Below are 25,270 nucleotides of genomic sequence, written 5' to 3'. Positions count from 1 at the left end.
GCATGAGGTCGTTAGCTGATTTCGAATTTAATAAAGCGCCATTGTGTGATGGGATGATCCTGGCGTCGGAGTCTATCCGTCTGGATTTTCCAACACAAACTGTGTATGACGAACTGGAACGTCTGGTTAGTCTGGCGCAAGAAGAAATTAGCCAGCTCCTGTCTCAGGATGAGCAACTGGAAAAACTGCTGGCACTTTTTTACGGCGAATGGGGGTTTACGGATACCCACGGCGTCTATCGTCTTTCTGATGCATTATGGCTTGACCAGGTACTGAAAAATCGTCAGGGCAGCGCCGTATCTCTGGGCGCTATCTTGTTGTGGATTGCCAACCGACTGGAGCTACCGCTGGTGCCGGTGATTTTCCCGACACAACTCATCCTGCGTATTGAATCGCTCGATGGCGAAATGTGGCTAATCAATCCGTTCAATGGCGAAACGTTAAATGAGCACACGCTGGAAGTGTGGCTGAAGGGGAATATCAGCCCGGTCGCGGAGCTGTTTAACGAAGACCTGGATGAGGCGGATAATGCAGAAGTAATCCGCAAGCTGCTCGACACGCTGAAATCATCGCTGATGGAAGAGCGGCAAATGGAGCTGGCGCTGCGTGCCAGCGAAGCACTATTACAGTTTAATCCTGAAGATCCGTATGAAATACGCGATCGTGGATTAATCTACGCGCAGCTTGAGTGTGAACATGTTGCGCTGACCGATTTAAGTTATTTCGTTGAGCAGTGTCCGGAAGACCCGATCAGCGAAATGATTCGTGCGCAGATTAATACTATTTCGCACAAGCAAATTGTATTGCATTGATTAATGACACTTTACCTACCGTTTAAGGCGATCCTATGAAACAAAAAGTGGTTAGCATTGGCGACATCAACGTGGCAAATGACCTGCCGTTCGTGCTGTTTGGCGGAATGAACGTGCTGGAATCCCGCGATCTGGCGATGCGCATTTGTGAGCACTACGTAACCGTTACTCAAAAGCTGGGTATCCCTTACGTGTTCAAAGCCTCCTTTGATAAAGCCAACCGTTCTTCCATCCACTCTTACCGTGGACCGGGCCTTGAAGAAGGGATGAAAATCTTCCAGGAACTGAAGCAGACTTTTGGCGTAAAAGTGATCACCGACGTTCACGAAGCCAGCCAGGCGCAGCCTGTTGCTGACGTGGTGGATGTGATTCAACTGCCGGCATTTCTCGCGCGTCAGACCGATCTGGTGGAAGCGATGGCGAAAACCGGTTCCGTTATCAACGTGAAGAAACCGCAGTTCGTAAGCCCTGGCCAGATGGGCAATATCGTGGATAAATTCCATGAAGGTGGTAACGATAAGGTTATTCTGTGCGACCGTGGCGCGAACTTTGGTTATGACAACCTGGTTGTAGACATGCTGGGCTTCAGCGTGATGAAGAAAGTCTCCGGCAACTCACCGGTGATTTTTGACGTTACCCATGCGCTGCAATGCCGTGATCCGTTTGGCGCAGCAAGCGGCGGTCGTCGTGCGCAGGTTACCGAACTGGCTCGCGCCGGTATGGCGGTAGGTCTGGCGGGTCTGTTTATTGAAGCGCATCCGGATCCAGCCAATGCGAAATGCGATGGCCCATCCGCGCTGCCGCTGGCAAAACTGGAACAGTTCCTGACGCAGATTAAAGCGATTGATGACCTGGTGAAAAGCTTCGACGAGCTGGATACTGAGAACTAATTCATTTTGTGTGCCTGATAGAGCTTGCGCTTATCAGGTATACGAAAGGAAATAAGAAGCCGGACCCGACAAGTTATGTCGGTGTCCGGCTTTTTTCATCAGGCAAATATCGTCATCAGATAGGCGATAAACAGCGCCAGATGTGCCGCACCGTTAAGCACATTGGTGCGTCCGGTGGAAAAAGAGATATGGCACAGTACCAGTGAAGAAACCATCACAATCATCTCTGGCGCGCCCAGCGCAAACACCAAATCATTCCCGGTTGCCCATGCGATCAGCGTCACCACTGGTACGGTTAGTGAAATAGTGGCTAATACTGAACCGAAGAACAAATTCATCGCCCGCTGTACCTGATTGCTCAGAACCGCTTTCAGCGCGCCCAGCCCTTCAGGAGAGAGGATGAGTAACGCAACCAGGAAACCGGTAAAGGCCACTGGGGCATTCAGTTCAGTCAGCAAGGTCTCCAGTGGGCTGGCGTTCATCTTGGTTACGGCAATAACGGCGATCAGATGAATGATAAGCCAGGCGGCGTGCCACATATTGCTGTGTGCTGATGGCTTGCCGTGATGCGGGTCGTCATCGTCGCCTTCATCTTCATGCTCGTAAATGAACAGGCTTTGGTGCGTTTTGGTTTGAATCAGTAAAAATACGCCGTACATCGCTGCAGAAATTAATGCTACCAGCAGCGCCTGGGCGGTAGTGAAATTCGCTCCCGGTAACGCCATTGGGAACACCAGTACAATAATGGCCAGTGGGAACAGGGCAATTAAATACTGTTTAATACCAAACAGATTCATATACTGAGTAGCAAATTTACGGCCACCCAATAGTAACGAAAAACCGACCAGACCGCCGGTGACGATCATAATGATTGAGTACAACGTGTCGCGCATGAGCGTAGGTGCAGCATCACCGGTCGCCATTAATGCGGAGATTAAGCTGACTTCGAGAATAACGACGGACAGGCTGAGGATCAGTGACCCGTAGGGTTCGCCAAGTCGATGTGCTAATACATCCGCATGACGGACAACGCTGAATGCGCTGCTTAATATACCAATAAGGGCCAGCGCATTAATACCGATGACCACTGGTAGTGACTGACTGCTCCCCCAGAAGAACAGGACTACCAGCGCCAAAATCGGGAAGACGAGAGAGGTCTCCTTGTGGCGGGTTTTTACCGCCTCATGTACTTGTGTCATTGAACTAATTCTCCATCTCTGCAGGTATTTATAATTATAAAAGTATTAAAGAATGTAAAAAATAACAGATCTTTCGGTATTTCCGATCTAGTTTTACGTAATTTTACGGCATGGACCAATTTTTGCATCCAAGCGGATAAAATTGCATATCTTGTTTATAGAGTATTTAAATAACAAAGCATTAGATTTTAACGTCAACAAAAATTGCTGATACTACTGATACAAATGATAGTGCAGAGCTTAGCAACGCGAGAGGATATAAAGTGCCGTTGACGTTTTGTTGCCTTGCAAGCTAGCGGCGAATTGCCTATTGTCCAGCTATTGGTTTCAAAATGAGCAGTAAAAAAGCCCGGAAGGCGTCAAAAAAGTTGTCGCAGGGAAGCAGCAGTGGCGGAGGTGTAAGGTGTTAACGCGTGATTTTTTATTGAATGCCGACTGTAAGACGGCATTTGGTGCTATTGAAGAATCACTACTCTGGTCAGCGGAACAACGGGCAGCCTCACTGGCGGCTACGCTTGCTTGCCGACCCGATGATGGACCGGTGTGGATCTTCGGTTATGGATCGTTGATGTGGAATCCGGCCTTAGAGTTTGATGAGTCCTGTACCGGGACGTTAGTTGGCTGGCACCGTGCTTTTTGCCTGCGCCTGACGGCGGGGCGAGGAACGGCTGGTCAGCCAGGACGCATGTTGGCCTTGAAAGAGGGCGGACGCACCACCGGTGTAGCCTACCGCTTACCTAACGCATCGCTCGAACAAGAGCTTTCTTTACTGTGGAAGCGTGAAATGATCACCGGATGCTATCTGCCCACCTGGTGCCAGTTGGCGCTGGATGATGGTCGGAAGGTGAACGCGCTGGTCTTTATTATGGATCCTCGCCACCCGCTGTTTGAGTCAGACACGCGCGCGCAGGTGATTGCGCCGCTTATCGCTGCGGCGAGCGGACCTTTAGGCACCAACGCCCAGTATTTGTTCTCGCTGGAACAAGAGCTGGTCAAGTTGGGGATGCAGGATGACTGTCTTAACGATCTGGTGATCACGGTCAAACGATTGTTGGGAGAGAATCTGCCGGAAGGCGTTATGCGGCCAGGGTTTGCCTGAATCCAGCCGGGAACTGAATGCCCGAAAGCCAGGCGCTTTTCGGGCAATTAACGCTTAGGCTGCAATATAACTTATTGAATGCTCTAGCGACTGGCTGTGGCTGTCGATCAGCACATTCCAGATGCCGGTATAGGGCACGGTCAACCATGCGTTGTCACGATCCTGCACGCTTAAGATGTCGGACTGCGTGTCTTTGACGTGATTTTTCTCGCTCATCAGATGGATGTGACAGCGCTCGGAACAGCGCACAACCACCGTATCGCCACCAAATAACTTTAAACTTGCCTTCACTAATGCCATTTTTCACCCCGTTCTTGAAAACAACGTACTTTCTGTCGAAAGTGCTGCGTGATGTTGTTCACATTTCACTCATTGCATAACACCAAAGGGGGAGCAACGGGATGCTGATTTTGATCAAAAAATGGCATAACGATTAAACAAAAGTGACAAAATCCCTCAAAAGGATTGAAAGGGCGTGCTAACGTTCAACGAAACCGCGCCCATCTACGATTAAATCCGGAAATTATCGACACTTTCAGTGTGCTTGCCTGAAAGCGGTGTATCAGAAGGTCAGCACTTTATCTGCAGCCAGCGTCCATTGAGCCAGTTCAACCAGCGTGCCGACGGCTACTCCGTCAATTAACGGCAGCGTGGTGATTCCACGGCCATCGGTGCAGGTTTTGCACAGTTTGACCGGCACATTTTGCGCCGTCAGAATCTCCAGCATTTGCTGAATATTGTATCCTTCCGCGGGTTTTTGACCACGCAATCCTGCGGTTACCGCGTCCGACATTAAAAACAAACGCAGATCGAGATCCCCTTCCTGCTCGCGCAAGGCGATAGCCAGACGTAGGCTGTTAAATAACGATTCGCTTCCATAGGCTGCACCGTTCGCGACGATCACTATCTTTTGCATTTTTACTCCTTTTGCTGCATGTGAGCGTTAAAAACTGACACGTATGTTACACCTATTTCTAGATGCCAGGATAATGCCGAAAAAGGAAGGAAGGGCTGAAAATCAATACTGAAGACGTTATGGTTTAAGATAAGTATGCCGCTGTGGCTAATAGATATAAGAAACCACTAACGATTTGAGCCGTAATATTTATTTATCTCTCGCTGTATTTGCACTCTTGCCGTTGGCAGGCGGTACTGCCAGCGCGCAATCGTCATTTATTCACCAGGCGGAAAACCCTTTCGATAACAATAGTGATGGCTTGCCCGATCTTGGTATGGCGCCGGAGTCGCGGGCAGGCGAAAAGCACTTTGCCGAAATGGTCAAAGCGTTTGGTGAAGCCAGCATGACCGATAACGGGCTTGATACAGGTGAACAGGCGAAGCAGTTTGCGTTTGGCCAGGTGCGCGACAGGGTCAGCGAACAGGTGAATCAGCAACTGGAATCCTGGCTCTCTCCCTGGGGAAACGCCAGCGTCGGGTTGCAGGTGGATAACGAAGGCAGCTTTACCGGGAGTCGGGGAAGTTGGTTTATCCCGTGGCAGGACAATCAACGTTATCTCACATGGAGCCAGTTGGGGCTGACGCAACAGGACGGAGGCCTGGTCAGTAATGCGGGGATTGGGCAGCGCTGGGTTCGTGACGGTTGGTTACTGGGTTACAACACCTTTTATGACAACCTGCTGGATGAGAATCTGCCTCGGGGAGGCGTGGGGGCAGAGGCGTGGGGTGAATACCTCCGTTTATCTGCTAATTACTATCAACCGTTGTCCTCCTGGCAGGATCGTTTTGCAACTCAAGAACAACGGATGGCCCGGGGATACGACCTGACCGCGCAAATGCGCATGCCGTTCTATCAACATCTCAATACCAGCGTCAGCGTGGAGCAGTATTTTGGCGACCAGGTGGATCTGTTTCATTCCGGAACCGGGTACCACAATCCTGTGGCGGTGAATCTGGGATTGAGCTATACGCCGGTGCCGCTGATCACCGTGACAGCACAGCATAAGCAGGGTGAAAATGGCGTCAGTCAGAATAACCTCGGATTAACGTTAAATTACCGTTTTGGCGTGCCGCTAAAAAAACAGCTGATGGTAAGCGAGGTGGCAAACAGCCGATCGCTGCGCGGCAGTCGTTATGACGATCCACAACGTAACAATCTGCCGACGCTGGAGTATCGCCAGCGTAAAACACTGTCGGTATTTTTGGTCACGCCGCCCTGGGATCTCAAGCCTGGTGAGACAGTGGCGTTGAAGCTGCAGGTGCGTAGTTTGCATGGGATCCGTCGTCTGGCATGGCAGGGTGATACTCAGGCATTGAGCTTAACGGCTGGCAGCAATAGCCGAAGCGCGCAGGGTTGGACGATTATTATGCCGAAGTGGGACAATAGAGAAGGTGCGACAAACCGCTGGCGGTTGTCTGTGGTGGTAGAAGATGAGCAGGGCCAGCGTGTCTCTTCCAATGAGATCACGCTATCACTGACCGAACCGTTTATTACCGTTTCGGAAAATGATCCTCGTTAACAATGACGCATGAGCGCGTTATCAGAAAATGCGTTCCTGGTGCACCCATACCGCGGCTTCAACGCGTGATTTGAGCTTCATTTTCTTCAGCATATGCTTCACGTGAACTTTTACTGTGCTTTCGGTGATGTCGAGGCGGCGGGCGATCATCTTATTAGGCAGACCCTGGGCGATGAGTTTAAGAATATCGCGTTCGCGCGGCGTCAGTTGAGTAACATCACGGTCGGACGTTGCGCGATTGGCGCGCAGGCTGGCGGCCAGAACCGGGGTTAAGGCTTCGCTCAGCACCATTTCACCAGCGGCAGCCTGCTGCAATGCTTTCAGTAAATCTTCTGGCTCCATATCTTTCAGCAGGTAACCGTCGGCACCACGCTTCAGTGCGGTAACCACATCTTCTTCATGATTGGATACGCTAAACACAACGATACGGCCCGACAGTGATTTTTCACGCAGCTTATCGAGGGTTTCCAGACCGTTCATGCCGGGCATGTTGAGATCAAGCAGGATCAGATCGGGATCAAGGGATTCAGCCAGCTCGATACCCTGCTCACCATTGCTGGCTTCGCCGACAACGGTAATATCGGGCGCCATGCTGACAAGCTGTTTTACACCGGTTCTCAGCATCGGATGATCGTCGATCAACAGGATAGTTGCCGGTTCCAGATTACTCATGGGTATCTCCTTGGACTTCTGTGAAGTTTGTTTCGGGAATAAAAGTGACAGCAACTTCAGTACCGCCCGTCTCGCGACGGCGTACGCGGCAATCGCCGCGCAAGCTCTGCGCGCGGTCGCGCATTATTATCATGCCGTAGTGGTTACTGCGTTCGGCGTTTTCCGGTACGCCGCAGCCGTTATCTTGCACTGTCAGTTTGACCTGCTTGCCATTTTGCACCACCGTCACGACCACTTCATTGGCCTGAGAGTGTTTAAGTGCGTTGCTCAGGGCTTCGCGCGCAATTTGTAGCAGGTGAATCGCCTGATGCGAAGGGACCAGGCGTGGCGGTAGCTGATAATCCAGCTTAACCGTAAATCCAAAACGGGCGCTGTACTCCTGACAGCTGGCTTCCAGCGCCGGTCGTAATCCAGGTTCCGTGAGCTGTAAACGGAAGGTGGTTAACAGTTCTCGCAGTTGTGCCCATGAAGCATTTAGCTCGTTACGAATCTGGCTGAGCAACTCGCGACAGTTATCTGAAAGCGCATCGCCCTGCATCTGTAAACAGCTAACCTGCATCTTCATACAAGAGAGCGATTGTGCAATAGAATCATGAAGTTCGCGCGCAATGGTGGCACGCTCTTCCATCACAATCAACTGCTGTTGACGCTCCTGATGCCTGTCGAGCGCAAGCGTTGCGGTCAGTTGCTCAACCAGAGTATCAACCAGCTGCTGCTGATCGTGGCTGAGATGGCGTCCGTTCGGCAAGGTGGCGAGTAGAATACCATACTGGGTATGCGCATCGGTCAGCCGCCATTTCAATGTAATCCCGCCGTCAATCGCGGGCAGCGTTCCGCGAGGACACAGATGGCAACCTTTCTCATCACAGCTGGCATTTGACTGACAGGTAAATTCCTGATGATTGTCTTCATCTTCTAGGTCGTAAACCCGGAGCTCAATATCATGCAGCAAGGTCAAATTTTGCAGACCATTCAGTACCGGAGAGAGGCGTTCGCACAACGGCACCTGAGAGTGCAGGCGGCGGTTAGCTTGCCACAGAAAAGAAAGAATCTGATTTTTGTGCTCCAGCCCCGCCGTTTTCTCCTGTACTCGCTGTTCCAGCACAGCGTAACTTTCGGCCAGTTCTTCCGACATATTATTTAGCGCCGAGCCCAGAGCCGCCATCTCATTACGACCGCTGATATGCGCGCGTTGGGTAAAATCACGCTGGCTGACGGCTCGCGCCATCGACAGCAGCTGTTTCCACGGTTCTAACAGGCGCACGCGCAGCCAGATAATGGTGAAAACCAGCAGCAATGCCATAAATACGGCCATCAGGCGATGCAGCAGGACGACGCGTTCAATGCGTAATTCGGTGGTATGGTCAAAGGCGGTGACCAATTTATCCAGTCCGCCCACAAAGCGCGTCACATCCTGCGCTACCGCATCAGGCGTTTGCGCATGCGCAAGTCCCGGCGCAAGTTCAGTGTGCCAGTAATCCTGTAATGCTTTTAACTGCGCCTGTTGTCCATCTCGCTTTGCGGCACGCGTCAACTCCGGGCTAAACGCCGTTTGCTCCATTTCATCCAGCAGCGGTTGATCGCTAGCGTCCAGCGGTACGGCTGCCAGCAGGCGATAACTCTGCATGCGCAGCGATCCCGCTTTGTTGATTGCATGGGCGCTACCCTGAACGCCCTGAACCAGCCAGCCGGAGACAGCCATACCCGCCACGCCGATGGCTGTGGACAATAAAACAATCAGCGCCACCTGGTTGACCAGCGTAAGCGGGGAGAGACAACGTTTAAACATGGTGACTTGTTCCTTCGGGTTTTCGTCGAACAGAAAACCTTATTGAATGACGATTCTGCTGCAGGCAGTGGCGTTATTCTCGGCGATACACTGGAGTATACCCATACCTCAAACGGGCTACCCCTTAATTGCCAGTGGAGGGAGAGATCCTGGGCGAGGGGGAGTAGGGGGCGACAGAAGCGTGAAAAACCACATCTTTTTTACCGAAGTTATGTACTCATTAAGGGTAATAATAAATTTTAGGCATGAATAATGACACCTTTTCCTTTGATTTATATCAACTTACCTCCAGCTGTAAACCCTAATGTTGCAGGCATCGAAACAAGTATCAGAGGTGTCTATGAGTCACTCATCTGCCCCGGAAAGGGCATCTGGAGCTGTAATTACCGAATGGCGACCGGAAGATCCCGCCTTCTGGCAGCAGCGTGGTCAACGAATCGCCAGCCGTAACCTGTGGATTTCCGTCCCTTGCTTGCTGCTGGCGTTTTGCGTGTGGATGTTATTTAGCGCCGTGGCGGTGAACTTACCGAAAGTCGGATTTGATTTCACCACTGAACAACTGTTCATGCTGACGGCATTACCTTCGGTGTCCGGCGCGCTGCTGCGTGTTCCGTACTCCTTTATGGTCCCCCTGTTTGGTGGACGTCGCTGGACGGCATTTAGCACCGGCATCCTGATCATTCCTTGCGTATGGTTAGGTTTTGCGGTGCAGGATACCTCCACGCCGTTTAGTACCTTTATTATTATCTCCCTGCTGTGCGGCTTCGCTGGTGCGAACTTTGCGTCCAGTATGGCAAACATCAGCTTCTTCTTTCCAAAACAGAAACAGGGCGGCGCGCTGGGTCTGAACGGTGGCCTGGGCAACATGGGCGTCAGCGTGATGCAGTTGGTCGCGCCGCTGGTGGTTTCATTGTCAATCTTTGCCGCATTTGGTAGCCACGGGGTTGAACAACCGGATGGCACGCAGCTGTATCTGGCAAACGCTGCATGGATTTGGGTGCCGTTCCTCGCTATTTTCACGCTGGCAGCATGGTTCGGTATGAACGAACTGGCAACCTCCAAAGCCTCGCTGAAAGAGCAATTGCCGGTGCTGAAACGCGGGCATTTGTGGATTATGAGCCTGCTGTATCTGGCGACCTTCGGTTCCTTTATCGGTTTCTCTGCCGGTTTCGCGATGCTGTCAAAAACGCAGTTCCCAGAGGTGCAGATCCTGCATTACGCCTTCTTTGGCCCGTTCATTGGTGCGCTGGCGCGTTCTGCGGGCGGCGCAATCTCTGACCGTCTGGGCGGGACCCGCGTCACGCTGGTGAACTTCATTCTGATGGCTATTTTCAGTGCCTTACTGTTCCTGACGCTGCCATCAAACGGTGTCGGTGGCAACTTCATTGCCTTCTTCGCTGTGTTCCTGGCGTTGTTCCTGACGGCTGGTCTGGGGAGTGGTTCAACCTTCCAGATGATCTCTGTAATCTTTCGCAAACTGACGATGGACAGAGTGAAAGCTGAAGGTGGTTCAGAAGAGAAAGCGATGCGCGAGGCGGCAACCGATACGGCGGCAGCATTGGGCTTTATCTCTGCTATTGGTGCGATCGGCGGCTTCTTTATCCCGAAAGCATTTGGCACGTCCCTGGCATTAACCGGTTCTCCGGTCGGTGCGATGAAAGTATTTCTGATCTTCTATGTCGCTTGTGTGGTTATCACCTGGGCGGTATACGGACGTCATTCTAAAAAGTAAAAAAGTGGTATACACAAAATCATTCTAACTGCATCAAGGCGGCAAGTGAGAAATCCCCAGGAGCTAACAGAAGTAAGTGACTGGGGAGAACGAGCGCAGCCAACGCGAAGCAGTTTGAAGGATGAAGTGTAAGTTGATTATCCATTGCGCGGTGTTAGACCGCGCTTTTTTTTATCTGTAATTAGTTACAACATACTTTTGTATTGTGGCATGACAACAGCCTGTGAGAACGGCGAACGCAACATGCTAAGCAGGGGGGATACCCCTTAATACCCACTTATAAAGAATTTAACATTTGCATGATAATTGAATTATTAAAAATCCTTTAAATTCAATTTATTACATTAATTGTCAATATCCCACTTTGGGGGTATGTAAAAACCAACCCTCATTTTTCATCCCTGCCTGCCTTGATCGTTATCAATTCTCACGCCCTTTCAGAGCGTTACCTTCGCTCTCAATCAAGCAATGTCGATTTATCAGAGAGCCGTCAGGCTCCTACAGGAGAAAACCGATGAGTAAATTCCTGGACCGGTTTCGCTACTTCAAGCAGAAGGGCGAAACCTTTGCCGATGGGCATGGCCAGCTTCTCAATACCAACAGGGACTGGGAGGACGGATACCGCCAGCGTTGGCAGCATGACAAAATCGTGCGTTCAACCCACGGGGTAAACTGCACTGGCTCATGCAGCTGGAAAATCTATGTGAAAAATGGTCTGGTGACCTGGGAAACCCAGCAAACCGATTATCCGCGTACCCGTCCGGACCTGCCAAACCACGAGCCTCGTGGTTGCCCTCGTGGTGCAAGCTATTCCTGGTATCTCTACAGCGCTAACCGTCTGAAATACCCGCTGATGCGCAAACGCCTGATGAAAATGTGGCGTGAAGCGAAAAGACTGCACAGCGATCCGGTAGACGCATGGGCCTCCATCATCGAAGACGCCGATAAAGCAAAAAGCTTCAAACAAGCGCGTGGTCGTGGTGGTTTTGTGCGTTCTTCCTGGCAGGAAGTGAATGAGCTGATTGCCGCTTCTAACGTTTACACCGTTAAAACCTACGGTCCTGACCGCGTGGCGGGCTTCTCGCCGATCCCTGCGATGTCGATGGTTTCCTACGCCTCCGGTGCACGATATCTGTCGCTGATTGGCGGCACCTGCCTGAGCTTCTACGATTGGTACTGTGACTTGCCGCCTGCGTCTCCGCAGACCTGGGGTGAGCAGACTGACGTTCCGGAATCTGCCGACTGGTATAACTCCAGTTACATTATCGCCTGGGGTTCAAACGTTCCGCAGACCCGTACCCCAGATGCGCACTTCTTCACGGAAGTTCGCTACAAAGGGACTAAAACGGTCGCCATCACCCCGGATTACGCCGAAATCGCCAAACTCTGCGATCTGTGGCTGGCTCCGAAGCAGGGCACCGATGCCGCAATGGCGCTGGCAATGGGCCACGTCATGCTGCGCGAGTTCCACCTTGATAACCCGAGCCAATACTTCACCGACTACGTGCGTCGTTACACCGACTTCCCGATGCTGGTGATGCTCGAAGAGCGTGACGGGTATTATGCGGCGGGTCGTATGCTGCGTGCCGCCGATCTGGTTGACTCCCTGGGTCAGGAAAATAATCCAGAGTGGAAAACCGTTGCCATCAATACCGACGGCGAAATGGTTGCGCCAAACGGTTCAATTGGTTTCCGCTGGGGTGAAAAAGGTAAATGGAACCTTGAACAGCGCGACGGCACGTCCGGTAACGAAACCGAACTGCAGCTCAGCCTGTTGGGCAGCCAGGACGACATCGCTGAAGTCGGCTTCCCGTATTTTGGCGGCGAAGGCACCGAGCACTTTAGCAAAGTTGAACTGGAAAATGTTCTGCTGCACAAACTGCCGGTAAAACGCCTGCAACTGGCAGATGGCAGCACCGCGCTGGTGACCACCGTTTACGATCTGACCATGGCCAACTACGGTCTGGAACGCGGTCTGAACGATGAAAACTGCGCCTCCAGCTACGACGATATCAAAGCGTATACCCCGGCATGGGCAGAGAAAATCACTGGCGTATCGCGCGCTCAGATCGTGCGTATTGCCCGTGAATTTGCCGATAACGCAGATAAAACGCACGGCCGCTCAATGATTATTGTCGGCGCGGGTCTGAACCACTGGTACCACCTCGATATGAACTATCGTGGTCTGATTAACATGCTGGTGTTCTGCGGCTGCGTCGGCCAGAGCGGCGGCGGCTGGGCGCACTACGTGGGCCAGGAAAAACTGCGTCCGCAGACCGGCTGGCAGCCGCTGGCGTTTGCCCTTGACTGGCAGCGTCCGGCGCGTCACATGAACAGTACGTCCTACTTCTATAACCACTCCAGCCAATGGCGCTATGAGACGGTTACAGCACAGGAACTGCTGTCCCCGATGGCAGACAAATCCCGCTATAGTGGCCATTTGATTGACTTTAACGTTCGCGCTGAACGTATGGGCTGGTTGCCATCTGCGCCGCAATTGGGTACTAACCCGCTGTACATTGCGCGTGAGGCGGAAAAAGTCGGGATGACACCGGTGGATTACACCGTTAAATCTCTGAAGGAAGGTTCTATTCGCTTTGCGGCTGAACAACCAGAGAACGGTAAAAACCATCCGCGTAATCTGTTTATCTGGCGTTCTAACCTGCTCGGCTCTTCCGGTAAAGGCCACGAATACATGCTGAAGTATCTGCTGGGTACTGAACATGGTATTCAGGGGCTGGATCTGGGTAAACAGGGGGGCGTGAAGCCAGAAGAAGTGGAATGGCAGGATAACGGACTGGACGGCAAGCTGGATCTGGTCGTTACCCTGGACTTCCGTCTGTCGAGCACCTGTCTGTACTCCGACATCGTGCTGCCGACCGCTACCTGGTATGAAAAAGACGATATGAATACCTCGGATATGCATCCGTTTATTCACCCGTTGTCTGCCGCCGTTGATCCAGCCTGGGAATCGAAGAGCGACTGGGAAATCTACAAGGCTATCGCCAAGAAATTCTCTGAAGTTTGCGTGGGCCACCTTGGCAAAGAAACTGACGTAGTGACGCTGCCTATCCAGCACGACTCGGCCGCCGAACTGGCGCAGCCGTTGGATGTTAAAGACTGGAAGAAAGGCGAATGCGATCTGATTCCAGGCGTTACCGCGCCACACATCATGACAGTTGAGCGTGATTACCCGGCAACCTACGAACGCTTCACGTCCATCGGCCCACTGATGGATAAAGTCGGGAACGGCGGGAAAGGGATTGCCTGGAACACCCAGAGCGAAATGGACCTGCTGCGTAAGCTCAACTACACCAAGGCTGAAGGCCCGGCAAAAGGCCAGCCGATGCTGAATACGGCGATTGATGCCGCTGAGATGATCCTCACCCTGGCACCGGAAACCAACGGTCAGGTGGCGGTGAAAGCCTGGGCTGCGCTGAGTGAATTTACCGGCCGTGACCATACGCATCTGGCGCTGAATAAAGAAGACGAGAAAATCCGCTTCCGCGATATTCAGGCGCAGCCGCGCAAAATTATCTCCAGCCCGACCTGGTCAGGACTGGAAGATGAACATGTTTCTTACAACGCCGGTTACACCAACGTTCACGAGCTGATCCCATGGCGTACGCTGACTGGTCGCCAGCAGCTGTATCAGGATCATCAGTGGATGCGAGACTTCGGTGAAAGCCTGCTGGTATACCGCCCACCAATTGATACCCGTTCGGTGAAAGAGGTGATGGGCGAGAAATCAAATGGTAACCCTGAAAAAGCGCTCAACTTCCTGACGCCACACCAGAAGTGGGGTATCCACTCCACCTACAGCGATAACCTGCTGATGCTGACGTTAGGCCGCGGCGGTCCGATCGTGTGGATGAGCGAAGCGGATGCGAAAGATCTGGGTATCGAGGATAACGACTGGATCGAAGTCTTTAACAGTAACGGGGCACTCACCGCCCGTGCGGTTGTGAGTCAACGTGTCCCGGCCGGGATGACCATGATGTACCACGCCCAGGAACGTATTGTGAATATTCCGGGGTCGGAGATTACCGAGCAGCGCGGCGGGATCCATAACTCGGTGACCCGTATCACACCGAAACCGACGCACATGATTGGTGGTTATGCCCACCTGGCCTACGGCTTTAACTACTACGGCACCGTAGGTTCGAACCGTGATGAGTTCGTGGTGGTTCGTAAGATGAAGAACATTGACTGGTTGGATGGCGAAGGCAATGACCAGGTACAGGAGAGCGTAAAATGAAAATTCGTTCACAAGTCGGCATGGTGCTGAATCTCGATAAGTGCATCGGTTGCCACACCTGTTCAGTAACCTGTAAAAACGTCTGGACCAGCCGTGAAGGTGCGGAGTATGCCTGGTTTAACAACGTTGAAACCAAACCGGGTACTGGCTTCCCAACTGATTGGGAAAACCAGGAAAAATGGAAGGGCGGTTGGATCCGTAAGATCAACGGTAAACTGGTGCCGCGCATGGGTAACAAAGCGCTGCTGCTGGGTAAAATTTTTGCTAACCCGCATTTGCCAGGTATTGATGACTACTACGAACCGTTTGACTTCGATTACCAGACTCTGCACAACACCCCGGCAGACAGCAAAGCGCAGCCGATTGCCCGTCCGCGCTCGCTGATCACCGGTCAGCGTATGGATAAAATCACCAAAGGTCCGAACTGGGAAGATGACCTCGGCGGTGAGTTCGAGAAGCTGGCGAAAGACAAAAATTTCGAGAACATGCAGAAGGCGATGTACGGTCAGTTCGAAAATACCTTCATGATGTATTTGCCGCGTCTGTGCGAGCACTGCCTTAACCCGGCGTGCGTGGCAACTTGCCCGAGCGGTGCCATCTACAAGCGTGAAGAAGATGGCATCGTGCTGATCGATCAGGACAAATGCCGCGGCTGGCGTATGTGCATCACCGGTTGCCCGTATAAAAAAATCTACTTCAACTGGAAGAGCGGTAAGTCAGAGAAGTGCATTTTCTGCTATCCACGTATTGAAGCCGGTCAGCCGACCGTGTGCTCCGAAACCTGCGTCGGTCGTATCCGTTACCTCGGCGTACTGCTGTATGACGCGGATGCGATTGAAAGCGCGGCAAGCACCGAGCATGAGAAAGATCTGTACCAGCGTCAACTGGACGTGTTCCTCGATCCGAACGATCCGGCTGTTATTGAACAGGCGCTGAAAGATGGTATTCCGCTGAGCGTTATCGATGCCGCCCAGCAGTCTCCGGTTTATAAAATGGCGATGGACTGGAAGTTGGCGCTGCCGCTGCATCCGGAATACCGCACATTGCCGATGGTTTGGTACGTGCCGCCATTGTCACCGATTCAGTCTGCCGCCGATGCGGGCGAGCTGGGCAGCAACGGTATTCTGCCGGACGTTGACAGTCTGCGTATCCCGGTTCAGTACCTGGCGAATCTGCTGACCGCAGGCGATACTCAGCCGGTGCTGTTGGCGCTGAAACGTATGCTGGCAATGCGTCACTACAAACGTACGGAAACCGTTGACGGTAAAGTCGATACCCGTGCGCTGGAAGAGGTGGGCTTGAGCGAAGCGCAGGCACAGGAAATGTATCGTTATCTGGCGATCGCGAACTACGAAGATCGTTTCGTGGTACCGAGCAGCCATCGTGAACTGGCGCGTGAAGCGTTCCCGGAGAAAAGCGGTTGTGGCTTTACCTTCGGTGACGGTTGCCACGGTTCTGATACTAAATTCAATCTGTTCAACAGCCGCCGCATCGACGCTGTCGATGTGACCAGCAAAACGGAGCCGCACCAATGATTGAACTCGTCATTGTTTCGCGTTTGCTCGAGTACCCGGATGCTGCCCTGTGGCAGCATCAGCAGGAGCTTTTCGATGCACTCGCGTCATCTGAGAACCTGGATAAAGAGGATGCCCAGACTCTGGGCGTTTTCCTGCGCGATCTAATCGCGCAAGACGTGCTGGATGTGCAGGCAAGTTACAGCGAACTGTTTGATCGTGGCCGTGCCACCTCGCTGCTGCTGTTTGAACATGTACACGGTGAATCCCGCGATCGCGGTCAGGCGATGGTTGACCTGATGGCACAGTATGAACAGCACGGTTTGCAGCTCGACAGCCGCGAACTTCCCGATCATCTGCCGTTGTATCTGGAATATCTTGCGCAACTGCCGAAAAGCGAAGCGCTAGGTGGCTTGCAGGATATCGCGCCGATTCTGGCTTTGCTCAGCGCTCGTTTGCAGCAGCGTGGAAGCCGTTATGCAGTACTGTTCGATTTGCTGTTAAAACTGGCGAATACCGTCATCGACAGCGATAAAGTGGCTGAAAAAATTGCGGATGAAGCCCGTGATGATACCCCACAAGCGCTGGATGCGGTCTGGGAAGAAGAGCAGGTAAAATTCTTCGCCGATCAGGGGTGTGGCGAGTCGGAAATCTCCGCTCACCAGCGTCGTTTTGCCGGGGCCGTTGCGCCGCAGTATCTGAATATCACCACCGGAGGACAGCACTAATGCACTTCCTGAATACGTTCTTCTTTGACATCTATCCGTACATCGCGGGTTCTGTCTTTCTGATCGGCAGTTGGCTGCGTTATGACTACGGGCAGTATACGTGGCGTGCGGCCTCCAGTCAGATGTTGGATCGCAAAGGGATGAACCTGGCGTCAAACCTGTTTCACATCGGGATCCTGGGGATTTTTGCCGGGCACTTCTTGGGTATGTTAACGCCGCACTGGATGTATGAAGCGTGGCTGCCGCTTGAAGTGAAACAAAAGATGGCGATGTTCGCAGGTGGCGCCAGCGGCGTAATGTGTCTGATTGGCGGTGTACTGCTGCTGAAACGTCGTTTGTTCAGCCCACGAGTGCGGGCCACCACCACCGGAGCGGATATTCTGATCCTCTCTCTGTTGGTTATCCAGTGTGCGCTGGGTCTGCTGACCATTCCGTTCTCCGCCCAGCATATGGACGGCAGCGAGATGATGAAGCTGGTGAACTGGGCGCAGACAGTGGTGACCTTCCATGGCGGAGCGTCTCAGTATCTGGATGGCGTCGCATTTATTTTCCGTGTGCACCTTGTGCTGGGTATGACGCTGTTCCTGTTGTTCCCATTCTCGCGTCTGGTACACATCTGGAGCGTCCCGGTCGAATATCTGACACGCAAATACCAGATTGTTCGTGCACGTCACTAATCGTATTTCTGTGAAAGATAAACCCTGCTTCGGCGGGGTTTTTTTATGCCTGTTTGCCGGATGGCGGCGCAAGCGCCTTATCCAGCCTACGCAGGTTTAAGCGAGCGCCGTAGGCCTGCGTAGTGCATCAGGCAATTTGTGGGCATGTGTCGAGTTTGTAGGTCTGATAAGCACAGCGCATCAGGCAAATAAAGGGCAATGCAGATTGATTTTGTGTTGGTGCTTTATGAAGTGATGGTGGGGGAAGGATTACTCAGCGCTGCGCGCTTCGCCCTTCGGGTCGTTGCCTGCGGCAACGCTTTCTCGCTAACGCTCGAATCGAACCTTGGTCAAAGCTTCTCATCCTTCCCGAATAGGAAGAATTTGGGGCATTGCAGATTGATTTTGTGTTGGTGCTTTATGAAGTGATGGTGGTGGGGGAAGGATTCGAACCTTCGAAGTCGATGACGGCAGATTTACAGTCTGCTCCCTTTGGCCGCTCGGGAACCCCACCAGGGGTATACTAATTTTGTGAATCTAAAAGAATGGTGGTGGGGGAAGGATTATTCGTCGCTTCGCTCCTCACCCTTCGGGCCGTTGCCGTTGGCAACGTTCTCTCGCTTTCGCTCGAGTCGAACCTTAATCGAAGTTTCTCACCCTTCCCCGACAAGTGCAAACTTCTGTATTGCTCACCGGGATAACTACATCGCTGTAGTAAATAATGGTGGTGGGGGAAGGATTCGAACCTTCGAAGTCGATGACGGCAGATTTACAGTCTGCTCCCTTTGGCCGCTCGGGAACCCCACCACGGGGTAATGCTAATTACTGGCCTGCTTCCGTTGGAAGCGGGGCGCATCATATCAAATGATGCGCCCCTGTAAAGCATTCCGTTGATAAAAAAGAACTGGTTGCCTGATTTTTACACGTAAAGATGTAAAGGTAACCAATTAACTTATCAATCGATTACAGAATAATCGTTCGATTACCGTAAACAAAGACGCGCTGAGCCAGAACCTGATACAGCGCGCGGCTTAAAACATTTTTTTCAACGTCGCGACCCGCGCGCATCATATCTTCGGCAGTGTAGGTGTGATCAACATGGATCACGTCCTGCATAATGATTGGGCCTTCATCGAGGTTATCATTCACGTAGTGGGCCGTCGCGCCGATGATTTTTACGCCGCGCTCATAAGCTTGATGGTACGGGCGAGCACCAATGAATGCTGGCAGGAATGAATGGTGAATATTGATAATTTTATTTGGGAAGCGTGAAACAAATGTCGGGGTCAGAACGCGCATGTATTTAGCCAGCACGACATAGTCCGGCTGATGGGCGTCGATAGCGTCAGCCATTTTCTGATCATGTTCGTCACGTGTTAAACCTTCATGGCTGACCAGCTCAAACGGAATATCAAACCGTTCAACCAGAGGACGCAACGTCTCGTGATTGCCGATCACCGCGGCGATTTCAACATCCAGCCCGCCATAATTGGCCTTCATTAACAGATCGCCCAGGCAATGCGCTTCCTTAGTGACCAAAATGACGATGCGGCGGCGGCCTGCTGGGGTTAATTCACGAATTGAGCCTTCAGGTAAGGCGCTGTCCAGATCGGCAAGCAGCGTGACGTCGTTAAAAATGCCCTCAAGTTCGGTGCGCATAAAAAAGCGTCCGGTGCGGTGGTCCACAAACTCATTGTTTTGCACGATGTTCAGTTCATGCTTGTAACAGATATTCGTAATGCGCGCGATCAGACCTTTTTGGTCCGGGCAAATAGTACGCAGCACTTTTCTTTGTAATGAATGCATTTGCAGCGGTGATCCTGTTGAGAATGTTTGCAAAATTGATACTGTCGGGCGTTGATTAGCCGCAGCACTTTTTAAATTTTTTACCGGAGCCACAAGGGCAGGTATCGTTTCGTCCAATTTGAGGGCGTGTACCGTCTATATAGTACCACTGACCGTTTTCTTTTAAAAAACGAGAGCGCTCGATAATTGCACCTGTTTTACCTTGTTCAGAAAACCGCGCGACAAAACTGACATAGCCGGTATTTTCTGTGTCTGCCGTCTCTTGTTCAAAAACGGTCAGTCCGAGCCATTCTGTATGACTAAATCCTGCGATAATGTCGTCGCGAAACGAGGCCGCATGACAATCTGGATGCCAGGTCCTGATAAGATAATCTGCGTCTTTCATCACAAAAGCACAGTAACGAGAACGCATGAGGTGTGACGGCGTAGGTGCTACTTGCGCGCCGGACACATAACGGTAGCAACATAGGCTATACTCGACAGCGCTACCACAGGGACAAAGCTGAGACACAAAGTACTCCCTGGAATATAAAAACGGCGTAAAAACGCCAGAGTGGCACTATGTTAACTGAGCGGTAGCGATGTTGCTACGTCTGCAAGCCAGGGGAAGTTTGTACGTATAATGAGAAAAATAAAAATTGGGCTGGCGCTAGGTTCCGGCGCGGCGCGAGGTTGGTCGCATATTGGGGTTATTAAAGCCCTTAAGCATATGGGCATCGATGTTGATATCGTGGCAGGGTGCTCCATCGGTTCGCTGGTTGGCGCTGCCTACGCCTGCAATAAGTTGCCTGCTCTTGAAAAGTGGGTATGTTCTTTCAGCTATTGGGATGTTTTACGGCTGATGGATCTCTCGTGGCGCAGGGGAGGTTTACTGCGCGGTGAACGGGTATTCAATCAGTACCGTAATGTTATGCCGGTAGAAGCAATTGAGCAATGCACACGCCGTTTCGCAACTGTTGCCACTAATCTGAGTACGGGACGGGAGCTGTGGTTTACCGAAGGTGATTTGCATCTGGCTGTCCGAGCCTCCTGTAGTATTCCTGGTCTGATGTCTCCCGTGGCGCATAATGGTTACTGGCTGGTCGATGGCGCGGTGGTGAATCCCGTCCCTGTATCCCTGACTCGTGCGTTGGGGGCCGATATTGTTATCGCGGTCGACCTGCAACACGATGCTCATCTCATGCAACAAGATTTACTCTCCTTCAACGTCAATAGCGATGCCGAATCGGGTAATGATGCTGACGAGCTTTCATGGCATGCCCGCCTGAAAGAGCGATTGAGCAACATTACGGCCAGGCGTGCGGTCACGGCACCGACGGCGATGGAGATCATGACGACGTCTATTCAGGTTCTGGAAAATCGTCTGAAACGTAACCGCATGGCCGGTGACCCTCCAGACATACTGATTCAGCCGTTTTGTCCACAAATATCCACGCTGGATTTTCACCGCGCCAGTGCAGCAATTGCTGCCGGGCAGTTGGCGGTCGAGAAGAAAATGGATGAACTTCTACCCCTGGTGAAAACCAACGTCTAACGCATTTTTTATCAACACTTAAGCTAATTCTGACAGGCGTGAGTGGCAATAGCATGCCACTATTTATTAAAGCCAGTCAGGGGGGAGAATATGACGCAGCCATTGGTCGGAAAACAGATTCTTATCGTTGAGGATGAGCCGGTATTTCGCTCACTCATGGACTCATGGTTTTCCTCTTTGGGAGCGACAACGGCGGTGGCTGGCGACGGGCTTGAAGCACTTGAACTACTTGGACACTTCACACCAGACCTGATGATTTGCGATCTGGCTATGCCAAGAATGAACGGCCTCAAACTGGTTGAGTATCTACGCAATCGTGGCGATCAGACCCCGATACTGGTGATTTCTGCGACGGAAAACATGTCCGACATAGCCAAAGCGCTACGACTCGGGGTGGATGATGTCCTATTGAAGCCGGTGAAAGACCTTAATCGCTTGAGAGAAACCGTCTTTGCATGTCTTTATCCCAACATGTTTAATTCACGCGTAGAAGAAGAAGAGCGGCTGTTTCGCGACTGGGATGCGATGGTGGACGATCCTGCCGCCGCCGCGAAGCTGCTAAAAGAATTACAGCCTCCAGTGTCGCAAGTGATTTCGCACTGTCGCATTAACTATCGACAATTGGTAGTAGCCGACCAACCGGGGCTGGTGCTGGATATTGCGCCGCTGTCGGATCATGACCTTGCATTCTATTGCCTTGATGTGACGCGGGCAGGGGATAATGGTGTCTTGGCTGCATTATTATTGCGGGCGCTATTTAATGGTTTACTGCAGGAGCAACTGACACAACAAAATCAGCGGTTGCCGGAGTTAGGTACGTTATTGAAACAGGTAAATCATTTGTTGCGGCAAGCCAATTTACCAGGGCAATTTCCCTTGCTGGTGGGGTATTACCACAGCGGATTAAAAAATCTGATTCTGGTATCTGCAGGGCTGAATGCGACATTAAATACAGGTTCCCACCAAGTGCAAATCAGCAATGGCGTTCCGCTGGGTACCTTAGGTAATACGTATCTTAATCAGTTGAGCCAACATTGTGAGTCATGGCAATGCCAAATATGGGGGGCGGGAGGGCGCCTGCGCTTGATGTTGTCTGCGGAATGAACAATTGAGAGGCGTGTAAATGAAATTGGTTCACCCTCCCCGTGCTGTGAGTGCTACTATCAGCGCCAGATTTATTCGTATTTATCTTAATTATACCGACGCGCGTCCTTTTCAGACCAGAAGTTTGTCGCTGTACTGATATACTCGGATGCGATACAGAATGATGAACACGTTCAATACATGAACAGTCCAGGAGAGTTTTAAATGGCTGCCCTTAATTCAAAAGTCAAAAAAGCCGTTATCCCAGTTGCGGGATTAGGAACCAGGATGTTACCGGCTACGAAAGCAATCCCGAAAGAGATGCTACCGTTGGTTGATAAGCCATTAATTCAGTACGTCGTAAACGAATGTATTGCTGCGGGCATCACTGAAATTGTACTTGTGACTCACTCGTCTAAAAATTCTATTGAAAACCACTTCGATACCAGCTTTGAACTTGAAGCGATGCTGGAAAAACGTGTAAAACGTCAGCTGCTGGAAGAAGTGCAATCTATTTGCCCGCCGCATGTGACTATTATGCAGGTGCGTCAGGGTCTGGCAAAAGGTCTGGGCCACGCAGTATTGTGCGCGCACCCTGTGGTTGGCGATGAACCGGTTGCTGTAATCCTGCCGGACGTAATTCTTGACGAATACGAATCTGATTTATCCCGCGACAACCTTGCCGAAATGATTCATCGCTTTGATGAAACAGGTAGCAGCCAGATTATGGTTGAGCCGGTAGAAGATGTTACGGCTTATGGTGTTGTTGATTGTAAAGGCGTTGAATTATCCCCGGGCGAAAGTGTCCCGATGGTTGGCGTGGTTGAAAAACCAAAAGCTGACGTAGCGCCTTCTAATCTGGCCGTTGTGGGTCGTTACGTTCTTAGTGCCGATATCTGGCCTCTGCTGGCTAAAACGCCTCCGGGAGCGGGTGATGAAATTCAGCTGACAGATGCAATCGATATGCTGATTGAAAAAGAGACGGTTGAAGCTTATCACATGAAGGGCAAAAGCCATGACTGTGGTAATAAACTGGGCTATATGCAGGCGTTCGTCGAATATGGTATCCGCCATAATACTCTCGGCGCTGAATTTAAAGCCTGGCTGGAAGACGAGATGGGTATTAAGAAGTGACCTTCTGGTATTATCTGGTCAGAACGGCGCTGTATTAACAGCGCCGTTTTTTTATACCTAATGCGGGTAGGGCTGAGCGAAGTACCAGTAAAAAAAATCCCGCCAATGGCGGGATTTTAAGCAAAGTATTTCTGAATTATTCCTTGATCAGGAAATCGTCCAGTTGTTTACCTTGCTCTTCCATCGCTTTTTTGATCACTGCCGGTGTACGACCCTGACCAGTCCAGGTTTTAGTTTCACCGTTTTCGTCAACATAGCTATATTTAGCCGGACGTGCAGCGCGTTTAGCTTTGGTGCCAGATTTAACAGCAGCCATGCTATTCAGCAGTTCGTTCGGATCAATGCCGTCAGCGATCAGCATTTCACGATATTGTTGCAGTTTACGAGTGCGTTCTTCAACTTCAGCGGCAGCAGCGCTTTCTTCTTCGCGACGCTCGCTAACTACAACTTCTAATTTTTCCAGCATTTCCTCAAGCGTTTCCAGAGTGCATTCTCTTGCCTGCGCACGAAGAGTACGGATGTTGTTCAGAATTTTAAGTGCTTCGCTCATTGTAGTAATCTCAAACTTATATTGGGGTGGTTTGTTGAGCTAATAATAGAGCGATAAATTCAGTTGTGCAATAGCCAGGAATGTAAGGAATTCAAAATTGCGCTTTATTTAGTAACAGAATTAATTCTCCTGTCTTAAATTCCCCATGATGTTGGGCATAAAAAAGGCTTATTGGCGAGGGGGCTTCTCAGCGGTTGAGAGTAGAAATTCAAGATTCAGGTCACATTTTATGGTGTACAAATAGTATCTCTTTGCAGTGATTTCAACCTTTTGTATTAGTTTTGCTTACGTGAATTCGCTAATACATGGTGAGAGTGGGTAGATTCAATAACAATATGGGAAGGGTTTCTTTATTGCCGTATGATGATAAGTGACATTGATAAATTTCATGAGCACTATTTGTGAAAGAGAGTGTATATACGCGTCCGAGCTCGGGCTGTATGGTCGATGGTTGTATGCTCTCTCACTACCTGTTACTTAAATTCAGGCGGCACTGAGCGGGCTTGCCCGCGCATTTATACGCCTTTGGGCGCAACGCTACACCGACACTTTCGTGAAATATGATACAATCCCGCGCATATTTATTTCCCCATGTGAGGGCCTTTGGTCAATGGCACAGCTATATTTTTACTATTCTGCAATGAATGCCGGTAAGTCGACTGCATTGCTGCAATCTTCGTACAATTATCAGGAACGTGGGATGCGTGCTGTTGTATATACAGCGGAAATTGATGACCGTTTTGGTGCTGGAAAAGTAAGTTCACGTATAGGTCTGTCGTCGCCTGCAAAATTGTTTAACCAAAATTCATCATTGTACGAAGAGATTCGTGCTGAAAATGAGCAGCAAAGAATTCACTGTGTACTGGTTGATGAGTCACAGTTTCTGACTCGACAACAGGTTTATGAATTATCTGAAGTTGTCGATCGGTTGGATATTCCCGTGTTGTGCTATGGCTTACGCACAGATTTCCGTGGTGAATTATTTGGCGGCAGCGAATACCTGCTTGCGTGGTCTGATAAGCTCGTTGAATTAAAAACCATTTGTTTCTGTGGGCGTAAGGCCAGCATGGTTTTACGTCTTGATCAGTCTGGAAGGCCCTATAACGAGGGCGAGCAGGTGGTTATTGGCGGGAATGAACGCTATGTGTCGGTATGTCGTAAACACTACAAACAGGCGCAGTCTGAGGGCTCTCTGACGGCGATACAAGAACGACACAGCCACGATTAACCCTGCAGGCTTCTGAGCGCTTATAAACACAGGGTAGGCCGGGACATTCGTCAATATTCTCTACCCTGTCAGACTCTCTTCTGACGGCTATTCTCACATCTTCCTGAAT

Annotated in this window: 21 protein-coding genes, 2 tRNA genes and 2 other RNA genes; 13 read left to right on the top strand and 12 right to left on the bottom strand. The window is 51.1% G+C overall.

What is annotated here, in order from left to right; all coding sequences use genetic code 11:
• Window positions 1–2 precede the first annotated feature (2 nt).
• Entirely contained in the window at window positions 3–812 is an 810-nt protein-coding gene (sirB1, locus tag OGV89_RS05835) for an invasion regulator SirB1 (RefSeq protein WP_003020775.1), read from the top strand.
• A 35-nt stretch (window positions 813–847) separates the two neighbouring features.
• Window positions 848–1,702: a 3-deoxy-8-phosphooctulonate synthase gene (gene kdsA, locus OGV89_RS05830; RefSeq protein ID WP_049016283.1), complete on the top strand. Its 855-nt coding sequence runs from the start codon at window positions 848–850 to the stop codon at window positions 1,700–1,702.
• Window positions 1,703–1,800: 98 nt separating this feature from the next.
• On the opposite strand, the gene chaA is transcribed toward kdsA, so the two are convergent.
• Complete coding sequence (gene chaA, locus OGV89_RS05825; RefSeq protein WP_003020769.1) at window positions 1,801–2,901, bottom strand: sodium-potassium/proton antiporter ChaA; 1,101 nt, start codon at window positions 2,899–2,901, stop codon at window positions 1,801–1,803.
• Between the two features lie 403 nt (window positions 2,902–3,304).
• On the opposite strand from chaA, the gene OGV89_RS05820 reads away from it, so the two are divergent.
• Window positions 3,305–4,000 (top strand): gamma-glutamylcyclotransferase, encoded by a 696-nt coding sequence (locus OGV89_RS05820; protein ID WP_032935458.1) that lies wholly within the window; start codon window positions 3,305–3,307, stop codon window positions 3,998–4,000.
• Between the two features lie 54 nt (window positions 4,001–4,054).
• Here OGV89_RS05820 and OGV89_RS05815 read toward each other — a convergent pair whose 3' ends face one another.
• The gene (locus OGV89_RS05815; protein ID WP_003020763.1) at window positions 4,055–4,300 is read right to left on the bottom strand and encodes a DUF1883 domain-containing protein; all 246 of its coding nucleotides are present in this window, start codon (window positions 4,298–4,300) and stop codon (window positions 4,055–4,057) included.
• A gap of 262 nt (window positions 4,301–4,562) precedes the next feature.
• On the bottom strand, window positions 4,563–4,916 hold the full coding sequence (locus tag OGV89_RS05810) for a DsrE/DsrF/TusD sulfur relay family protein (RefSeq protein WP_003020761.1): 354 nt from the start codon (window positions 4,914–4,916) through the stop codon (window positions 4,563–4,565).
• Window positions 4,917–5,091: 175 nt separating this feature from the next.
• Between OGV89_RS05810 and OGV89_RS05805 the strand changes: the two genes are divergently transcribed.
• Window positions 5,092–6,477, top strand: coding sequence for a YchO/YchP family invasin (locus OGV89_RS05805; protein WP_048998543.1), 1,386 nt, complete (start codon window positions 5,092–5,094; stop codon window positions 6,475–6,477).
• A gap of 21 nt (window positions 6,478–6,498) precedes the next feature.
• Here the strand turns inward: OGV89_RS05805 and narL are convergent, their stop codons facing one another.
• Together narL and narX are read right to left on the bottom strand one after the other, a co-directional pair.
• A complete protein-coding gene (narL, locus tag OGV89_RS05800; RefSeq protein ID WP_003020756.1) occupies window positions 6,499–7,149 on the bottom strand; it encodes a two-component system response regulator NarL in 651 nt (216 codons plus the stop codon).
• The gene (gene narX / locus OGV89_RS05795; protein WP_003020754.1) at window positions 7,142–8,938 is read right to left on the bottom strand and encodes a nitrate/nitrite two-component system sensor histidine kinase NarX; all 1,797 of its coding nucleotides are present in this window, start codon (window positions 8,936–8,938) and stop codon (window positions 7,142–7,144) included. Before narX ends, narL begins: the two co-directional genes overlap by 8 nt.
• 340 nt (window positions 8,939–9,278) lie before the next feature.
• Here narX and OGV89_RS05790 point away from each other — a divergent pair, with 340 nt between their 5' ends.
• The 5 genes from OGV89_RS05790 to narI all read left to right on the top strand — a co-directional run bounded on the left by OGV89_RS05790 (window position 9,279) and on the right by narI (window position 17,847).
• Window positions 9,279–10,670, top strand: a complete 1,392-nt coding sequence (locus tag OGV89_RS05790; RefSeq protein WP_003020752.1) for a NarK family nitrate/nitrite MFS transporter — start codon at window positions 9,279–9,281, stop codon at window positions 10,668–10,670.
• Between the two features lie 514 nt (window positions 10,671–11,184).
• Window positions 11,185–14,928, top strand: a complete 3,744-nt coding sequence (locus tag OGV89_RS05785; RefSeq protein WP_003841311.1) for a nitrate reductase subunit alpha — start codon at window positions 11,185–11,187, stop codon at window positions 14,926–14,928.
• The gene (gene narH / locus OGV89_RS05780) at window positions 14,925–16,463 is read left to right on the top strand and encodes a nitrate reductase subunit beta (RefSeq protein WP_044710948.1); all 1,539 of its coding nucleotides are present in this window, start codon (window positions 14,925–14,927) and stop codon (window positions 16,461–16,463) included. Before OGV89_RS05785 ends, narH begins: the two co-directional genes overlap by 4 nt.
• Window positions 16,460–17,170 (top strand): nitrate reductase molybdenum cofactor assembly chaperone, encoded by a 711-nt coding sequence (gene narJ / locus OGV89_RS05775; protein ID WP_003020745.1) that lies wholly within the window; start codon window positions 16,460–16,462, stop codon window positions 17,168–17,170. Before narH ends, narJ begins: the two co-directional genes overlap by 4 nt.
• Window positions 17,170–17,847 carry a respiratory nitrate reductase subunit gamma gene (gene narI / locus OGV89_RS05770; protein WP_003020743.1) on the top strand — a complete coding sequence of 226 codons (678 nt, stop codon included), beginning with the start codon at window positions 17,170–17,172 and terminating at the stop codon, window positions 17,845–17,847. The genes narJ and narI overlap by 1 nt, the downstream gene beginning before the upstream one ends.
• A 232-nt stretch (window positions 17,848–18,079) precedes the next feature.
• On the opposite strand, the gene OGV89_RS05765 is transcribed toward narI, so the two are convergent.
• The 6 genes from OGV89_RS05765 to OGV89_RS05740 form a co-directional block, all read right to left on the bottom strand.
• Window positions 18,080–18,211, bottom strand: a non-coding RNA gene (locus tag OGV89_RS05765) — RtT sRNA.
• 44 nt (window positions 18,212–18,255) lie between these two features.
• Window positions 18,256–18,340 (bottom strand) — tRNA-Tyr (locus OGV89_RS05760).
• 32 nt (window positions 18,341–18,372) lie between these two features.
• A non-coding RNA gene (locus tag OGV89_RS05755) (RtT sRNA) lies at window positions 18,373–18,504 on the bottom strand.
• 44 nt (window positions 18,505–18,548) lie between these two features.
• A tRNA-Tyr gene (locus tag OGV89_RS05750) sits at window positions 18,549–18,633 on the bottom strand.
• Between the two features lie 156 nt (window positions 18,634–18,789).
• Window positions 18,790–19,632, bottom strand: a complete 843-nt coding sequence (gene purU, locus OGV89_RS05745; protein ID WP_003020737.1) for a formyltetrahydrofolate deformylase — start codon at window positions 19,630–19,632, stop codon at window positions 18,790–18,792.
• A 55-nt stretch (window positions 19,633–19,687) separates the two neighbouring features.
• Window positions 19,688–20,143 carry a YchJ family protein gene (locus OGV89_RS05740; RefSeq protein WP_003020734.1) on the bottom strand — a complete coding sequence of 152 codons (456 nt, stop codon included), beginning with the start codon at window positions 20,141–20,143 and terminating at the stop codon, window positions 19,688–19,690.
• A 111-nt stretch (window positions 20,144–20,254) separates the two neighbouring features.
• On the opposite strand from OGV89_RS05740, the gene rssA reads away from it, so the two are divergent.
• From rssA to galU, 3 genes are all read left to right on the top strand, one after another.
• Entirely contained in the window at window positions 20,255–21,166 is a 912-nt protein-coding gene (gene rssA / locus OGV89_RS05735; RefSeq protein WP_003020732.1) for a patatin-like phospholipase RssA, read from the top strand.
• Window positions 21,167–21,256: 90 nt separating this feature from the next.
• Window positions 21,257–22,270: a two-component system response regulator RssB gene (gene rssB / locus OGV89_RS05730; protein WP_003841305.1), complete on the top strand. Its 1,014-nt coding sequence runs from the start codon at window positions 21,257–21,259 to the stop codon at window positions 22,268–22,270.
• A gap of 204 nt (window positions 22,271–22,474) precedes the next feature.
• Complete coding sequence (gene galU / locus OGV89_RS05725) at window positions 22,475–23,383, top strand: UTP--glucose-1-phosphate uridylyltransferase GalU (RefSeq protein ID WP_003020727.1); 909 nt, start codon at window positions 22,475–22,477, stop codon at window positions 23,381–23,383.
• A 136-nt stretch (window positions 23,384–23,519) separates the two neighbouring features.
• On the opposite strand, the gene hns is transcribed toward galU, so the two are convergent.
• The gene (gene hns / locus OGV89_RS05720) at window positions 23,520–23,933 is read right to left on the bottom strand and encodes a histone-like nucleoid-structuring protein H-NS (RefSeq protein ID WP_003020723.1); all 414 of its coding nucleotides are present in this window, start codon (window positions 23,931–23,933) and stop codon (window positions 23,520–23,522) included.
• Between the two features lie 610 nt (window positions 23,934–24,543).
• Between hns and tdk the strand changes: the two genes are divergently transcribed.
• Window positions 24,544–25,161 carry a thymidine kinase gene (gene tdk / locus OGV89_RS05715; RefSeq protein WP_003020720.1) on the top strand — a complete coding sequence of 206 codons (618 nt, stop codon included), beginning with the start codon at window positions 24,544–24,546 and terminating at the stop codon, window positions 25,159–25,161.
• The last annotated feature ends 109 nt before the right edge of the window (window positions 25,162–25,270 follow it).

It is taken from the genome of Citrobacter sp. Cf125 (assembly GCF_030333935.1).
GTDB lineage: Bacteria > Pseudomonadota > Gammaproteobacteria > Enterobacterales > Enterobacteriaceae > Citrobacter > Citrobacter freundii.
This window is presented reverse-complemented; position numbering and strand designations above follow the sequence as displayed.

What these genes read in the sequence shown, in the direction of transcription:
- sirB1 (WP_003020775.1), top strand. Translation starts at nt 3, where the DNA reads ATGAGGTCGTTAGCTGATTTCGAATTTAATAAAGCGCCATTGTGTGAT.
- kdsA (WP_049016283.1), top strand. Translation starts at nt 848, where the DNA reads ATGAAACAAAAAGTGGTTAGCATTGGCGACATCAACGTGGCAAATGAC.
- chaA (WP_003020769.1), bottom strand. Translation starts at nt 2,901, where the DNA reads ATGACACAAGTACATGAGGCGGTAAAAACCCGCCACAAGGAGACCTCT.
- OGV89_RS05815 (WP_003020763.1), bottom strand. Translation starts at nt 4,300, where the DNA reads ATGGCATTAGTGAAGGCAAGTTTAAAGTTATTTGGTGGCGATACGGTG.
- OGV89_RS05810 (WP_003020761.1), bottom strand. Translation starts at nt 4,916, where the DNA reads ATGCAAAAGATAGTGATCGTCGCGAACGGTGCAGCCTATGGAAGCGAA.
- narL (WP_003020756.1), bottom strand. Translation starts at nt 7,149, where the DNA reads ATGAGTAATCTGGAACCGGCAACTATCCTGTTGATCGACGATCATCCG.
- narX (WP_003020754.1), bottom strand. Translation starts at nt 8,938, where the DNA reads ATGTTTAAACGTTGTCTCTCCCCGCTTACGCTGGTCAACCAGGTGGCG.
- OGV89_RS05790 (WP_003020752.1), top strand. Translation starts at nt 9,279, where the DNA reads ATGAGTCACTCATCTGCCCCGGAAAGGGCATCTGGAGCTGTAATTACC.
- OGV89_RS05785 (WP_003841311.1), top strand. Translation starts at nt 11,185, where the DNA reads ATGAGTAAATTCCTGGACCGGTTTCGCTACTTCAAGCAGAAGGGCGAA.
- narH (WP_044710948.1), top strand. Translation starts at nt 14,925, where the DNA reads ATGAAAATTCGTTCACAAGTCGGCATGGTGCTGAATCTCGATAAGTGC.
- narJ (WP_003020745.1), top strand. Translation starts at nt 16,460, where the DNA reads ATGATTGAACTCGTCATTGTTTCGCGTTTGCTCGAGTACCCGGATGCT.
- narI (WP_003020743.1), top strand. Translation starts at nt 17,170, where the DNA reads ATGCACTTCCTGAATACGTTCTTCTTTGACATCTATCCGTACATCGCG.
- purU (WP_003020737.1), bottom strand. Translation starts at nt 19,632, where the DNA reads ATGCATTCATTACAAAGAAAAGTGCTGCGTACTATTTGCCCGGACCAA.
- rssA (WP_003020732.1), top strand. Translation starts at nt 20,255, where the DNA reads ATGAGAAAAATAAAAATTGGGCTGGCGCTAGGTTCCGGCGCGGCGCGA.
- rssB (WP_003841305.1), top strand. Translation starts at nt 21,257, where the DNA reads ATGACGCAGCCATTGGTCGGAAAACAGATTCTTATCGTTGAGGATGAG.
- galU (WP_003020727.1), top strand. Translation starts at nt 22,475, where the DNA reads ATGGCTGCCCTTAATTCAAAAGTCAAAAAAGCCGTTATCCCAGTTGCG.
- hns (WP_003020723.1), bottom strand. Translation starts at nt 23,933, where the DNA reads ATGAGCGAAGCACTTAAAATTCTGAACAACATCCGTACTCTTCGTGCG.
- tdk (WP_003020720.1), top strand. Translation starts at nt 24,544, where the DNA reads ATGGCACAGCTATATTTTTACTATTCTGCAATGAATGCCGGTAAGTCG.